Genomic DNA, 14,892 nt, shown 5'->3' on the forward strand with positions numbered 1-14,892 from the left:
TGGCACGCACCGACCGGCCCCGTAGCATGACGGGACGATCGACCCAGGGGGGACCGCAGGATGACGGACGCGACGCAGCCCGACGGAGGCAGCCACGACCCGTGGGCGCCGCCGGAGAGCAAGCCCTCGCTCGACAAGAACCAGACGCCGCAGCCGCCGTCCGTCCACGACCAGGCCACGGTCACCTCCATGCCGGGCTTCACGCCGCCGACGGGGACGCCGCAGTACGACCCGTCCGGACCCGGCCCCGGTGCCGTCCCGCCCCCGCCCGTGGCCCCCACCGGCCCGGGAGCGACCGGCGGCTACGGCTACCCCGGCTACCCGCAGACCGGTTACGGCTGGCCCGGCATGCCCGCGGCCCCGCAGAACGGCATGGGTGTCGCCGCGATGGTGCTCGGCATCATCTCCTGCACCCTGTTCTGCCTCTACGGCGTGGTCTCCCTGGTCACCGGCATCCTCGCCGTCGTCTTCGGCATCAAGGGCCGCAAGCGGGCCGAGGCCGGAGTGGCCACCAACCACGGCCAGGCCCAGGCCGGTCTGATCATGGGCATCATCGGGATCATCCTCGGCATCGTGGTGATCGTCCTGATCGCCGTCGGCATCACCGCCGCGATCAACAGCGACAGCTCCGACGACGATCCGTACGGCACCCTCGGCCCGGTGGCCACCGCCCCGTCCCTCCGCTGAAACACAGGCTGTGTGAGGCCGACTTGGCCACTACGATGCCCTGGTCTGACAACGGAGGGGAGAACGTCCATGTCCTACAGCAACCCGCCTCCCGGTGGCTTCGGCCCGCCGGGCCAGCCCCCGCAGCAGCCTCCGGGCACACCCGGCTACGGCTATCCGCAGCAGCCCCCCGCCGCCCCCGGCTACGGCTACCCCCAGGGCGGCCCCGGCTACCCGGCGGCGCCGCCCGTGGGCTACCCGCAGGCACCCGGCTACGGGATGCCCGCGCAGCCGAGCAACGGCATGGGCACCACGGGACTGGTGCTGGGCATCATCGGCGTGGTGTGCAGCGTGACGTTCATCATGTGGTTCTTCGGCGTGATCCTCGGCATTCTCGCGATCATCTTCGGCGCCATCGGCCGCGGCAGGGCCACCCGCGGTGAGGCCACGAACAAGGGCGCGGCGACCGCGGGACTGGTCTGCGGCATCATCGCCACCGTGATCCTCCCTCTGCTGGGCTTCCTGTTGTTCGCCGGCATCATGGGCGGACTGGGCGCGGCCTCCTGAACGAAGCGACGCGACGGGGCCGGCCCTGAGGGACCGGCCCCTTCGTCATGCTCCCGCCGTCCGCAGCCGCTCCCGCGCCTCCATCAGCGCGAACCCGAGCAGATTGGGTCCCCGCCACCGCTGCGGATCGCCCGCCGCCTCGTCGCCCGCGGCCAGCCCGATGCCCCACACCCGGTCCACGGGGCTCGCCTCCACCAGCACCAGCTCGCCGGTGCCCAGCAGATACGCCTGGAGCTCGGGATGCGCGGCGAACTTGTGGACACTGCCCTCCACCACGATCCGGAACCGCTCCCGCGCCCACACCGCCTCGTCGAAGCCGCGGACCAGCCGCCCCGCCTTCTTCGCCTCGGCGGGATGCCTCGCGGCCAGCACGGCCCGCTCGGCCTGCGCGTCATCGAAGAGCCGCGCCTTGCCCGCCATCATCCAGTGCTCGGCCGTCGCGTAGGTGACGCCGTCGACCGTGAACGGCGCCGGCCACCACTGGCTCAGACAGCTCGCCCCGATCCGGCCGTCCGGCCGCGGCCGGTGCCCCCAGAAATGCAGATACCTGATCCTCGCTCCCGCCCGGACCGCCCTGATCAGGGCCTCCTGCGAGCCGATCGCCCCCGTGATCTCCTCCATGCACGCGAGTCTGGCACGCACCACTGACACAGCGTCCTGCCTTTTCGCGGCGAACTCGACACCTGGTCGACAGATTCCGTCGCGTAACCAAAAATCAACAACGGAATCACTTGTTGGAGTCCCATACCTCTGTCAGGATCGGCACTCAAATCGAGCCTGAGCCACGCCGGCCCCGCCAGGGGACACGGAGGAGAGCGACATGCACATCCCGGGCACTGCCACCCCGGACCGATTCCCGGCCGAGGAGCGCTTCGCGCAGGGCGCGCAGTTCATCGCGGGGCACCTGACCAGGGGCACCTCCGGCCGCACGCACGCGGTCGTCGACCCGGCGTCGGGCGAGGAGGTCCTCACCTACGAACTGGCGGGCACGGCCGACGTCGACCGGGCCGTCGCCGCCGCCCGCGCGGCCTTCCCCGGCTGGGCGGGAGCCACCCCCGGCGAGCGGTCCGACGCCCTGCACCGGTTCGCCGCGGTCCTCGCCGACCGGGCCGAGGACTTCGCCCGGGCCGAGTCGCTCCAGTGCGGCAAGCCGCTGAAGCTGACCCGCGAGTTCGACGTCCCCGGGACCATCGACAACGCCGCCTTCTTCGCCGGTGCCGCACGGCACCTGCAGGGCCAGTCGGCCGGTGAGTACTCCGGTGACCACACCTCCTACGTCCGGCGTGAGCCCATCGGCGTCGTCGGCTCGATCGCGCCCTGGAACTATCCCCTCCAGATGGCCGCCTGGAAGATCCTCCCGGCGATCGCCGCGGGCAACACCGTCGTCCTGAAGCCCGCCGAGCTCACCCCGCTGACCTCGCTGCTCTTCGCCCAGGCGGCCACCGACGCCGGGATCCCCGACGGCGTGATCAACATCGTCACCGGCACCGGCAAGGAGGCCGGGGAGCACCTCGTCGGCCACCCCGACGTGGCCATGACCTCCTTCACCGGCTCCACCGCCGTCGGCAAGCGCGTCGCCGAGGTCGCCACCGCCACCGTCAAGCGCCTCCACCTGGAGCTCGGCGGCAAGGCGCCCTTCGTGGTCTTCGACGACGCCGACCTGGAGGCCGCCGCCCACGGCGCGGTCGCCGGGTCCCTCATCAACACCGGGCAGGACTGCACCGCCGCCACGCGCGCGTACGTGCAGCGGCCGCTGTACGAGGCCTTCGTGGAGCGGACCGCGGCGCTCATGGAGAGCGTCCGGCTCGGCGACCCCTTCGCCGCGGGCACCGACCTCGGCCCGCTCATCTCGCACGTGCAGCGGGACCGGGTCGCCGGATTCGTCGACCGGGCGCGGGCCTACGCGCGCGTGGTCACCGGCGGCGAGGCACCCGAGGGAGAGCTCGCCAAGGGCGCCTACTACCGGCCCACCCTGATCGCCGACGCGGCCCAGGACAGCGAGGTCGTCCAGTCGGAGATCTTCGGTCCGGTCCTGGTCGTGCTGCCGTTCGACACCGACGACGAGGGCCTCGCGCTCGCCAACGACACCCCCTACGGCCTGGCAGCCTCCGCCTGGAGCCGCGACGTGTACCGGGCCAACCGCGCCACGCGCGAGATCAAGGCCGGCTGCGTCTGGATCAACGACCACATCCCGATCATCAGCGAGATGCCGCACGGCGGCTACAAGTCCTCCGGCTACGGCAAGGACATGTCCGCGTACTCGTTCGAGGAGTACACCCAGATCAAGCACGTCATGTTCGACAACACCGCGGTGGCGGCCAAGGACTGGCACCGCACCGTTTTCGGGGACCGATAGCCGTATGCAGGCCGCCTGACCAACGGCCGTCCACCCTCCGAAAGGGCACCACGCGCATGGAGCAGTACGAGCCCGACCGCCTGTCCGCGGTCCAACGGGCCGCCATGAGGCGCAGTTTCAAGAACGGCAGGGCCTCCCTCACCCGGCGGTCCCTGCTGCGCGCCTCGGCGGGCGGTGCGCTCGCGGCCGGCGGACTCGGCACGCTGAGCGCCTGCGGCATCCCCGCCGCCGGCCAGACGCAGGGCGGCGTCTCGGCAGAGGACCACTCGGCCAAGGAGAAGACGGTGAACTTCTCCAACTGGACCGAGTACATGGACGTCGACGACAGCGGCAAGCACCACCCGACCCTGGACCGGTTCGCACAGCGGACCGGCATCAAGGTCAGGTACAGCGAGGACATCAACGACAACAACGAGTTCTTCGGCAAGATCAAGCCGCAGCTCGCCGCGGGCCAGGACACCGGCCGCGACCTGATCGTCCTCACCGACTGGCTGGCCGCCCGCCTCATCCGCCTCGGCTGGGCGCAGAAGCTCGACCCGAGCAACCTGCCGCACGCCTACGCCAACCTGTCGGCCCAGTTCCGCAGCCCCGACTGGGACCCGGGCCGCGCCTACTCGTACGTCTGGCAGGGCATCTCGACCGTCATCGCGTACAACAAGAAGGCCCTCGACGGCGTCGAGGTGAAGTCGGTCTCCGATCTGCTCGACAACCCCAAGCTCAAGGGCCGGGTGGGCTTCCTCTCGGAGATGCGCGACAGCGTCGGCATGACGCTGCTCGACATGGGCAAGGACCCGGCGGACTTCACCGCCGACGACTACGACGCGGCCATCGCGCGCCTGCAGAAGGCCGTCGACAAGGGCCAGATCCGCCGCTTCACCGGCAACGACTACACCTCGGACCTGACCAGCGGCGACTTCGCGGCCTGTGTCGCCTGGGCCGGTGACGTCGTCCAGCTCAAGGCGGACAGCCCCGACATCGACTTCCTCATCCCGGACAGCGGCTACGTGACGTCGACCGACAACCTGCTGATCCCCAACAAGGCCCGGCACAAGACCAACGCCGAGCGGCTCATCGACTTCTACTACGAGCCGAAGGCCGCCGCCGAACTCGCCGCGTACATCAACTACGTGTGTCCCGTCGACGGCGTGAAGACCGAACTCGCGAAGATCGACGAGGACGCGGCGAACAACCCGCTGATCATTCCCGACAAGGCCATGGCCGCCAAGTCGCACGCCTTCCGCTCGCTGAGCTCGAAGGAAGAGACCGAGTTCGAAGCGAAGTTCGCGAAGCTGACGGGGGCGTGACCACCATGACGAACCAGACCGGCCCCGGCGGCGACGTCCGCCTCACGGGCATAGCCAAGACCTACGGCTCCTTCACCGCCGTCCACCCGCTCGACCTGACCGTGCCGCAGGGCTCCTTCTTCGCCCTGCTCGGCGCCTCCGGCTGCGGCAAGACCACCACCCTGCGCATGATCGCCGGCCTGGAGGAACCCTCCGCCGGCACCGTCTTCCTCGGCGACCAGGACGTGACCGCCCTGCCGCCGTACAAGCGGCCGGTGAACACCGTCTTCCAGTCCTACGCCCTCTTCCCGCACCTCGACATCTTCGAGAACGTCGCCTTCGGCCTGCGCCGGCGCGGCCTGAAATCGGTGAAGAAGCAGGTCGACGAGATGCTGGAGCTCGTCCAGCTCGGCGAGCAGGCCCGCAAGAAGCCGCACCAGCTCTCCGGCGGCCAGCAGCAGCGCGTCGCCGTCGCCCGCGCCCTGATCAACCACCCCAAGGTGCTCCTGCTCGACGAGCCGCTCGGCGCCCTCGACCTCAAGCTGCGCCGTCAGATGCAGCTGGAGCTCAAGCGCATCCAGACCGAGGTCGGCATCACCTTCATCCACGTCACCCACGACCAGGAGGAGGCCATGACCATGGCCGACACGGTCGCCGTGATGAACGCGGGCCGCGTCGAGCAACTGGGCGCCCCGACCGAGCTCTACGAGAACCCGCGCACCACCTTCGTCGCGAACTTCCTCGGCACCTCCAACTTCATCGAGGCCGAGGTCGACTCGAAGAACGGCGAGGAGATCGTGCTGAAGGCGGGCGGCGGCAAACTCGTCCTGCCCGGGGCGCGATGTTCGGCCCCCGCGACCACCGGTGGCAAGGTGCTGGTCGGAGTGCGCCCGGAGAAGATCTCCCTCACCCACGCCGACGACGCGGGCGAGATCCCCGACGGCCGCAACCGCATCACGGGCCGGATCGCCGACTCCAGCTTCATCGGCGTCTCCACGCAGTACGTCGTCGACAGCCCGGTCTGCTCGGACTTCGAGGTCTACGCCCAGAACATCGACCGCGACCCCCGCCTGGTCCCCGGCGCCGAGGTCGTCCTGCACTGGAACCCGGCCCACACCTTCGGCCTGGACGCCGCCCAGGACGCCGACGCGGGAGTGGAAGAGGCGGCCTGATGTCGACACTCACCGAGGCGCCACCGCCCCTCGCACCGCAAGCGCCCGCATCCAAGCCCCCCAGGCGCCGGGGCCGTTTCACGCCGTACTGGCTGCTGCTGCCCGGCATCCTGTGGCTGGTCGTCTTCTTCGCGCTGCCGATGATCTACCAGGCCTCCACGTCCGTGCAGACGGGCTCACTGGAGCAGGGCTACAAGGTCACCTGGCACTTCGCCACCTACTGGGACGCGCTGTCCGCGTACTGGCCGCAGTTCGTCCGCTCGGTGCTCTACGCGGGCACGGCGACGATCCTGTGCCTGCTGCTCGGCTACCCGCTGGCGTATCTGATCGCCTTCCGGGCGGGCCGCTGGAAGAACCTGATCATGATCCTGGTGATCGCGCCGTTCTTCACCAGCTTCCTGATCCGCACCCTCGCCTGGAAGACGATCCTCGCGGACGGCGGACCGGTCGTCGGCGCGCTCAACACGCTGCACGTCCTCGACGTCACCAACTGGCTCGGCATGACCGCCGGCGACCGCGTCCTCGCCACCCCGCTCGCCGTGGTCTGCGGTCTGACCTACAACTTCCTGCCGTTCATGATCCTGCCGCTCTACACCTCGCTGGAGCGCATCGACGGACGTCTCCACGAGGCCGCGGGCGACCTGTACGCCAGGCCCTGGACGACGTTCCGCAAGGTCACCTTCCCGCTGTCGATGCCGGGTGTCGTCTCCGGCACGCTGCTGACCTTCATTCCGGCGGCCGGTGACTACGTGAACGCCGATCTGCTCGGCTCCACCGACACCCGCATGGTCGGCAACGTCATCCAGACACAGTTCCTGAGAGTCCTCGACTATCCGACGGCCGCGGCGCTCTCCTTCATCCTCATGGCGGCCATTCTGCTCATGGTCACCCTCTACATCCGCAGGTCCGGGACGGAGGATCTGGTCTAAATGCCCTTCGTCAACTGGCTCAAGAGAAATCTCGTCGTCCTGGCGGGACTGCTGACCCTCGGCTATCTGCTCCTGCCGAACGTCGTCGTCACGGTGTTCTCCTTCAACAAACCGAAGGGGCGCTTCAACTACGAATGGCAGCAGTTCTCCCTGGACGCCTGGAAGGACCCGTGCGGCGTCTCCGGGCTATGCGGGTCACTGTCCCTCAGCCTCCAGATCGCGGTCTGGGCGACCCTCGGCGCCACCCTGCTCGGCACCCTGATCGCCTTCGCCCTGGTCCGCTACCGGTTCCGCGCCCGCGGCGCCGTGAACTCGCTGATCTTCCTGCCGATGGCGATGCCCGAGGTCGTCATGGCCGCCTCGCTGCTCACCCTGTTCCTCAACATGGGCGCCCAGCTGGGCTTCTGGACGATCCTCATCGCCCACATCATGTTCTGCCTGAGTTTCGTCGTCACGGCCGTCAAGGCGCGCGTGATGTCGATGGACCCGAAATTGGAGGAGGCGGCCCGGGATCTGTATGCGGGCCCGTTCCAGACCTTCGTCCGGGTGACCCTGCCGATCGCCGCACCGGGAATCGCGGCGGGCGCGCTTCTCGCCTTCGCGCTGTCCTTCGACGATTTCATCATCACCAATTTCAACGCCGGCTCGACCGTCACCTTCCCCATGTTCGTCTGGGGTTCGGCGCAGCGCGGAACGCCCGTTCAGATCAATGTCATCGGCACGACCATGTTCGTCGTCGCCGTACTGTTCGTCCTGGTTTCCATGGTTGCCGGAAACCGCCGCAACAGGCAGAAGGCATAACCCCGTAGGGAGTTGAAATCATGGCCCCGAGCGCCATGAATCAGTGGACCCGTTCGCTTTCCGACGTCCAGCCGGTCCCGTATTGGTTGGACGACCCCGGCCGGCCCCGTCCCGAACCCGCCCTCACCACCTCCGAGACCTGCGACCTGCTGGTTGTCGGCGGCGGTTACAGCGGACTGTGGACGGCGCTGATCGCCAAGGAGCGCGACCCGCAGCGGGACGTGGTTCTGGTGGAGGGCCGCGAGGTGGGCTGGGCCGCCTCCGGCCGCAACGGCGGATTCTGCGCCGCCTCCCTCACCCACGGCCTGCCCAACGGCCTCGCCCGCTGGCCCGACGAGATCCACACCCTGCAGCAGCTGGGCGACCGCAACCTCGACGCCATCGAGGCCGCTGTCGCCCGGCACTCCCTCGACTGCGACTTCGAGCGCACCGGCGAGATCGACGTCGCCACCGAGCCGTACCAGGCGCGCGAACTGCGCGAGTGGCACGAGGAGATCACCCGCCGGGGCCTGGCCGACGGCGTCGAGTTCCTGGACGCCGACGCCGTACGGGAGCAGGTGGACTCACCCACCTTCCAGGCGGGCCTGTGGGACCGCAGGGGCGTCGCCATGCTGCACCCCGCCAAGCTCGCCTGGGGCCTGAAGCGGGCCTGCCGGGACCTGGGCGTGCGCGTCTACGAGAACACCCCCGCCCTGACCCTGAAGCCCTTCGGCGCGGGCATGGCCGTCCGCACCCCCTACGGCCGGATCCGCGCCCGCCAGGTCGCCCTCGGCACCAACATCTTCCCGAACCTGGTCCGGCGCGTGCGCTCGTACACCGTCCCGGTCTACGACTACGCCCTCATGACCGAGCCGCTCACCGCCGAGCAGCTCGACTCGATCGGCTGGAAGAACCGCCAGGGCCTCGGCGACAGCGCCAACCAGTTCCACTACTTCCGGCTGTCCGCCGACAACCGGATCCTCTGGGGCGGCTACGACGCGATCTACCCCTACGGCGGCCGCGTCCGCGCCGAGTACGACGACCGGCCCGAGACCTACGCCAAGCTCGCCGGTCACTTCTTCACCTGCTTCCCGCAGCTGGAGGGCGTCCGCTTCAGCCACGCCTGGGGCGGCGCGATCGACACCTGCTCCCGCTTCTCGGCGTTCTTCGGCACCGCCCACCAGGGCAAGGTGGCGTACGCGGCCGGGTACACCGGGCTCGGGGTCGGGGCCACCCGGTTCGGCGCCGACGTGATGCTGGACCTGCTGTCCGGCGAGCGCACGGAACGCACGGAGCTGGAGATGGTCCGCAAGAAACCCCTGCCCTTCCCGCCGGAGCCCTTCGCCTGGACGGGCATCGCCCTCACCAAGTGGTCCCTGGCCCGCGCGGACGCCCAGGGCGGCCGCCGCAACCTGTGGCTGCGCACGATGGACCGGTTGGGGCTGGGATTCGACAGCTGACCGACCGGGTGTGATCCGGTTCACTCCAACGAGGTGCCGGAACCCGCGTAATGGCGGGGGGACACCCCCTTCTCCCTCGTGATGTCCTCACGGACGCGCCGCGCGCCCCGTGAGGTCCGCGAGAGAGAAGGGGGTCTTTGACGATGACCGGTGCGAAGACGGCGGTCGAGTGGCTCGCATCCGTCGCACCCGATCCCGAGGCCTGCCGCTGGGAGTGGGAGCGCAATCCGCTCGGCGTCGCGCTGCTGCCGGCCGGCCGTGCCTGGGACGTGCTCATCCTGCCCGGCGAACTCGGCTACGCCACGCTCGACGTGCTCACCCGTGTCCTCGACCGGCCGGGCCCCGTGCTCGTCGACTTCGGCGACGCCCGCATGGGGTTCTTCGTGCCGCCGGGCACCGCGGCCCGCTGGCTCGGCACGGGTATCCGCACGGCGGGCGCGGGAACCTGGATCGTCGTCCCCTACCCGGGCCGCTCCTCACCCGGAGGCGTCCGCTGGCTGGTCCCCCCGGACGGCTCGGGCCTGCTCGCGGACCCGGCCCTGCTGGAACTGGCGATGCACGAGGCGGCTGCGGGGCTGGCGACGGGAGACGGGGTCGAGGGAGGCGGCCCGGGACGGCGATGATGCGGCCGGCTGAGGGTCAGGTTCGGCCCGGCGCAGGCGCTTGTGAGGTTCGCTCGTTCGTCACCGACGGCGTGGAGTACCTCGAACTGCACCATCGGGCACTGTCCCGAAACCCGGCGATGAGTGCACTGCGGGAACTGGCGGGCGTCTAGCTTCGGGGCCGTTCTGCGGCCGTCGTCCGCCGCAGGAGCAGCCACAGCGATGTGAGCAGCACCGCGCACAGGCACCAGCTGCCCGCCACGTCCAGCGGCCAGTGGTAGCCGCGGCGGATCAGGCCGTAGCTCGCGCCGAGGATCAGGGCGGCGCAGAGGGTGATCGCGGTGCGGCGGGCCAGGGGCGTGCGGAGCACGGGGAGCAGGAGCAGGGCCGCGGAGCCGTAGGCGACGGCGGCGGTGGCGGTGTGGCCCGAGGGGTAGTAGCCGGTGCCGGGCGGTTCGGCCGGGGTGCCCGGGCGGGCGATGACCGCCTTCAGGGGGACGACCAGCGCCGGGACCAGCACCATGAGCAGGACGGCCGCGGCGACGGGCAGCCACCAGCGGTCCGTGCCGGCGCGCCGGCGGCGGACGGCGACGTACCCGAGTGCGAGGGCGAGGACCGGGACCGCGACCTGCACGTTGCCCAGGTCGGCGAGGAGTTCGGAGCAGCGGTCCGGGTTCACCAGGACGCGGCTGAGGCGTTCGTCGAGCCCCACCAGCGGACCGTCGGCGGCGACCTGCCAGGTGATCAGAACGAACAGGAGGGCCGGAAGGGCGAGCAGGAGTGCGACGGAGCCCCGGAGAACGGCACGGCCCCGGGTCGCGGAGATCGGCATGGGGCACAGCTTGGCACGAGCGCGAACACCCGCTCGCGGCTCCTCGGGGGGATCACGTGGATCGGACGCGGGGTGTCGCTCAAGGGGAAGACGGCCGCCCCGGAACAGGGGGGGAGTTCCGGGGCGGCCGTCAGGATCGGAACGTCGCGCGCCCCGGGGGGTTTGGGGCGGCGACCGTCCGATCGGTGAGGAGATCCAGAGCGTCAGGCTCCGGTTGTGTGCGCGAGGGCACGACCAGGTCGAAGCTGGGGAGGCCCCGGCCTGATGTCACCCACAGTCCCCTGCGGGCGGGGTGTATCTCTCATCCGGGTAGAACCTACGGCAGGGGCGGGGCGCAGGACAGACCGTTGGCCCCCCTGCCATGCACCTCGCACACCTTCTTCACACGCTCTGCCGCCGGCCGCCCCGGCAGCGGAACCGGGGCGGCGGACCTGCCCGGACGACGGCTCGGACCCGCCTGCCGGGGGCTCAGATGCGGGAGAACGCCTGCTCGATGATGTCGAGGCCCTCGTTCAGCAGGTCGTCCCCGATGACCAGCGGGGGCAGGAAGCGGAGCACGTTGCCGTAGGTGCCACAGGTCAGGACCAGCAGGCCCTCGGCGTGGCACGCCTTGGCGAGCGCGGCGGTCGCCTCCGGGTTCGGCTCCTTGGTGGCGCGGTCCTTGACCAGCTCGATGGCGATCATGGCGCCCCGGCCGCGGACGTCGCCGATGATCTCGAACTTCTCGGCCATGGCGCCGAGGCGGGCCTTCATGATCGCCTCGATGTTCTTCGCCTTGGCGTTGAGGTCGAGCTCCTTCATCGTCTCGATCGAGCCGAGCGCGCCGGCGCAGGCGACCGGGTTGCCGCCGTAGGTGCCGCCCAGGCCGCCGGCGTGCGCGGCGTCCATGATCTCGGCGCGACCGGTGACGGCCGCGAGCGGCAGACCGCCGGCGATGCCCTTCGCCGTGGTGATGAGGTCCGGGACGATGCCCTCGTCCTCACAGGCGAACCACTGGCCCGTGCGGCAGAAGCCGGACTGGATCTCGTCGGCGACGAAGACGATGCCGTTGTCCTGGGCGAACTTGCTGATCGCCGGCAGGAAGCCCTTGGCCGGCTCGATGAAGCCGCCCTCACCGAGCACCGGCTCGATGATGATCGCGGCGACGTTGTCGGCGCCGACCTGCTTGCTGATCTGGTCGATGGCCTGCGCGGCGGCCTCCGGGCCCGCGTTCTCGGGGCCGGTCGGCCAGCGGTAGCCGTACGCCACCGGCACCCGGTAGACCTCGGGCGCGAACGGGCCGAAGCCGTGCTTGTACGGCATGTTCTTCGACGTCAGCGCCATCGTCAGGTTGGTGCGGCCGTGGTAGCCGTGGTCGAACACCACGACGGCCTGGCGCTTGGTGTAGGCGCGGGCGATCTTGACCGCGTTCTCGACGGCCTCGGCGCCGGAGTTGAACAGGGCGCTCTTCTTGGCGTGGTCACCCGGGGTGAGCTCGGCGAGGGCCTCGGCGACCTCGACGTACCCCTCGTAGGGCGTGACCATGAAACAGGTGTGGGTGAAGTCGGCGAGCTGCGCCGACGCCCGCCGTACGACGGCCTCGGCGGAGGCGCCCACGGACGTCACGGCGATGCCCGACCCGAAGTCGATCAGCCGGTTGCCGTCGACGTCCTCGATGATCCCGCCACCGGCACGCGCCGTGAACACGGGCAGCACGGACCCCACGCCCTGCGCGACCGCGGCGGTACGGCGGGCCTGCAGCTCCTGCGACTTCGGGCCGGGAATGGCGGTGACGACGCGGCGCTCCTGCGGAAGTGCGGTCATGCGGGGCTCCTGGGGTGGTGCGGATGGTCTTTGCGGACGCTCGGGTTCTTTTCTCGCAGGCTAGGGCGGGGGAGGAGGGGTGGGCATGCTCCATGTGGGCGTTGTCGGCGCGGCGCCTTGTCCGGGGTGGACATGGCAGTCTCGTGGACCGGTGCCCACAACCCGGCCGTGTAAGCGGTGAACTCCCCCAGGGCAGGGCGTTAGATTGGCTCGCTGATGGTGGACGGAGCGGCTGGTCAGGGGGCAAGGGCGATGGACAGCGACGGGACGCAGGAGGCGCGGGGTACGCATGCGAGCCCCGTGCCGCGCCCGGCGGGGCCGCCGGAGGTGCCGGCGATGCCTGCCCTGCCACCCCGGGCACCGGGGATGCCGCCCCCGCCGGACGGGTCGGCGTTCCTCGGCTGGCTGCGGGCGCCGCGCCCCGAGGCCGCCCCGGGCGTGTGGCGGTTCGGGCACCGGCCGCGGCCCGCGGAGGAGCCCGAGGAGATCCCCACCCGGCAGCTGCTCAGCGGGGCGCTGATCGCCTTCCTGGTGGGATGGCTGATCTGGTCGCTGCTGCAGAACGGCTACATCGGCACCTGGTGGTGGGTGCCGTTCGACCTGATCGTCCCCGACGCCTGGCGCGGCGGCGACAGCGACCTCGGGGAGACCGGGACCTTCGTCGTCTACCAGGGGTACGAGCTGCTCGTCGCCCTGGTGATCATGGTCGGGGCTGCGCGGCTCGGCCGCTGGGGCGAGGTGTGGCGCCGCTTCGTCACCCCCCGCTTCCGCCGGCCGCAGGCCCAGGAGACCCGCACCACCCCCGAGGACGACCCGGCGCAGTGGAACGAGCTGCGCGCCGCCGGTGCCGTCGACGCCGCCGAGCGGCTCGCCGCCGATGCGCGGGCCGGACTCATGCGCGACGTCGACCACGCCCGGATCCTGCGCGCCTGGCAGGGCGTGCGCACCGGGCGGCACAGCCTGGCCGGCTTCACCGGCGCCGTGCTCAAGGACGGCGCCGCCGCGTGTCTGCACCCCTCCGGCGAGCGCGACCTGCCCGCCCGGCTCGCGCGGCACGACCTCGTCACCGGGCAGGTCCGGCTCGGCACCACCGTCGACGACGCCCGCAACCCCTACACCTACCGCGGCACGGGGCTCGCCCTCGGGCCGGACCTGCTCGGCACCTCGCTCGTCGCCGTCGGCCCCGCCGGATCCGGCAAGACCGGGACCGTCGTGCGGCCCCTCGCCGAGTCGCTGTGCCTGCACGCGCTCGCCGGGCGGGCCGCCGTGGTCGTCGTCGGGGCGGCCGGTGCGGGGCTCGGGCCGGCCGACGCGTACGACGTGGTCGTACGGATCGGGAACCAGGACTCCGAGTACGACCTCGATCTGTACGGCGGCACCAGCGACCCGGACGAGGCCGCCGCCGTGCTGGCCGAGGCACTCGTCGGGGACCTCGCCGACCCGCACCCCGGCAGCGACAGCCGCCGGTCCACCACCGTCCTCGCCCAGCTGCTCGGGCCGTTCCGGGCCGTGCACGGGCGTTTCCCCTCCGTACCGGAGCTGCGGCAGCTGCTGGACGGGGCGCCGGGGCCGTTCGCCGCGCTGCGGCAGGGACTCCAGGAGGCCGGGCAGGACTCGCTGCTGCGGGAGCTCGACGCCCGGGAGCGCCAGATGGGGCAGCCCGGTGACGTCGGCGGGGTGCTGGGCGATCGCGTCGCGCTGCTCGACCGGCCCGCCTTCGCCGGGTTCTTCGACACCTCCGGGCAGTCCCGGCCCTTCACGCTCAAGGCCCTCGACCACCCGGTGCGGGTCCGTATCGACCTGCCCCAGCGCGGGCACGCCGACGCCTCCAGGATGCTGGCCCGCCTCGTGCTCGCGCAGTTCACGGCCAGTGTCGCCGTACGCGAGGACCGGTCGCTGTTCGCCTGCCTGCTGCTGGACGACGCGACCGGCGTGGTGACGCCCGAGGCCGTGCGCGGCATCCAGCGGCTGCGCTCGGGCAACGCCGGGGTCGTGCTCACCCTGCGGACCCTGGACGACGTGGCCCGGCCGCTGCGCGGGCCGCTGCTCGGCGCGACCGGCTGCCGGATGGCGCTGTCGGGGCTCACGCCCTGGGACGGCCAGGACTTCGCCGAGGTGTGGGGCAAGGAGTGGACCGAGGCCAGGGACGTCACCGACCGGCAGATCATCGCCGAGACCCCGGCAGGCAAGGCCGTCCACATGCTGCGCCGGGTGATCACCGGCAAGGCGCCGACCGCGCGGGCGGTGACCGTGCGGCAGGTCGAGCGGGAGCGCTGGTCCGCCTCCGAGCTGGCGCACGCCGTGCCGGCGGGGCACGCGGTGCTGTCGCTGACCGACGTCAGGGGCGAGCACGCGCCACCGCTGCTGGTCGACCTGCGGAGCTGACCCCTTCCCCCCTACCGGCGCGCGGGCACCGTACGGTGAGGCAGAATCGTCACAGGT

Annotated in this window: 13 protein-coding genes; 10 read left to right on the forward strand and 3 right to left on the reverse strand. The window is 71.2% G+C overall.

What is annotated here, in order from left to right; all coding sequences use genetic code 11:
- Positions 1-60: 60 nt before the first annotated feature.
- The gene (locus ACFV20_RS20380) at positions 61-687 is read left to right on the forward strand and encodes a DUF4190 domain-containing protein (RefSeq protein WP_385658413.1); all 627 of its coding nucleotides are present in this window, start codon (positions 61-63) and stop codon (positions 685-687) included.
- Positions 688-756: 69 nt separating this feature from the next.
- Entirely contained in the window at positions 757-1,233 is a 477-nt protein-coding gene (locus tag ACFV20_RS20385; RefSeq protein WP_385658415.1) for a DUF4190 domain-containing protein, read from the forward strand.
- A 45-nt stretch (positions 1,234-1,278) separates the two neighbouring features.
- Here ACFV20_RS20385 and ACFV20_RS20390 read toward each other — a convergent pair whose 3' ends face one another.
- Positions 1,279-1,854, reverse strand: a complete 576-nt coding sequence (locus ACFV20_RS20390; protein WP_385658416.1) for an NADAR family protein — start codon at positions 1,852-1,854, stop codon at positions 1,279-1,281.
- 199 nt (positions 1,855-2,053) lie between these two features.
- Between ACFV20_RS20390 and ACFV20_RS20395 the strand changes: the two genes are divergently transcribed.
- From ACFV20_RS20395 to ACFV20_RS20425, 7 genes are all read left to right on the forward strand, one after another.
- Positions 2,054-3,589, forward strand: coding sequence for a gamma-aminobutyraldehyde dehydrogenase (locus ACFV20_RS20395; protein WP_385658418.1), 1,536 nt, complete (start codon positions 2,054-2,056; stop codon positions 3,587-3,589).
- A gap of 56 nt (positions 3,590-3,645) precedes the next feature.
- Complete coding sequence (locus ACFV20_RS20400) at positions 3,646-4,893, forward strand: spermidine/putrescine ABC transporter substrate-binding protein (RefSeq protein ID WP_385658420.1); 1,248 nt, start codon at positions 3,646-3,648, stop codon at positions 4,891-4,893.
- A gap of 5 nt (positions 4,894-4,898) precedes the next feature.
- Complete coding sequence (locus ACFV20_RS20405) at positions 4,899-6,044, forward strand: ABC transporter ATP-binding protein (protein WP_385658506.1); 1,146 nt, start codon at positions 4,899-4,901, stop codon at positions 6,042-6,044.
- Positions 6,044-6,973, forward strand: a complete 930-nt coding sequence (locus ACFV20_RS20410; protein ID WP_385658421.1) for an ABC transporter permease — start codon at positions 6,044-6,046, stop codon at positions 6,971-6,973. Before ACFV20_RS20405 ends, ACFV20_RS20410 begins: the two co-directional genes overlap by 1 nt.
- Positions 6,974-7,774, forward strand: coding sequence for an ABC transporter permease (locus ACFV20_RS20415; RefSeq protein ID WP_031105730.1), 801 nt, complete (start codon positions 6,974-6,976; stop codon positions 7,772-7,774). It abuts the gene before it with no gap.
- Positions 7,775-7,794: 20 nt separating this feature from the next.
- A complete protein-coding gene (locus tag ACFV20_RS20420) occupies positions 7,795-9,213 on the forward strand; it encodes an NAD(P)/FAD-dependent oxidoreductase (RefSeq protein ID WP_385658423.1) in 1,419 nt (472 codons plus the stop codon).
- Between the two features lie 143 nt (positions 9,214-9,356).
- Positions 9,357-9,836 carry a hypothetical protein gene (locus ACFV20_RS20425; RefSeq protein WP_385658424.1) on the forward strand — a complete coding sequence of 160 codons (480 nt, stop codon included), beginning with the start codon at positions 9,357-9,359 and terminating at the stop codon, positions 9,834-9,836.
- Between the two features lie 148 nt (positions 9,837-9,984).
- Here the strand turns inward: ACFV20_RS20425 and ACFV20_RS20430 are convergent, their stop codons facing one another.
- A complete protein-coding gene (locus tag ACFV20_RS20430; RefSeq protein ID WP_385658426.1) occupies positions 9,985-10,647 on the reverse strand; it encodes a phosphatase PAP2 family protein in 663 nt (220 codons plus the stop codon).
- Positions 10,648-11,115: 468 nt separating this feature from the next.
- Positions 11,116-12,450, reverse strand: coding sequence for a 4-aminobutyrate--2-oxoglutarate transaminase (gene gabT / locus ACFV20_RS20435; RefSeq protein ID WP_385658428.1), 1,335 nt, complete (start codon positions 12,448-12,450; stop codon positions 11,116-11,118).
- Between the two features lie 252 nt (positions 12,451-12,702).
- Between gabT and ACFV20_RS20440 the strand changes: the two genes are divergently transcribed.
- On the forward strand, positions 12,703-14,835 hold the full coding sequence (locus ACFV20_RS20440) for an ATP-binding protein (protein WP_385658429.1): 2,133 nt from the start codon (positions 12,703-12,705) through the stop codon (positions 14,833-14,835).
- Positions 14,836-14,892 lie beyond the last annotated feature (57 nt).

This window comes from Streptomyces sp. NPDC059696 (assembly GCF_042733745.1).
Taxonomy (GTDB): domain Bacteria; phylum Actinomycetota; class Actinomycetes; order Streptomycetales; family Streptomycetaceae; genus Streptomyces.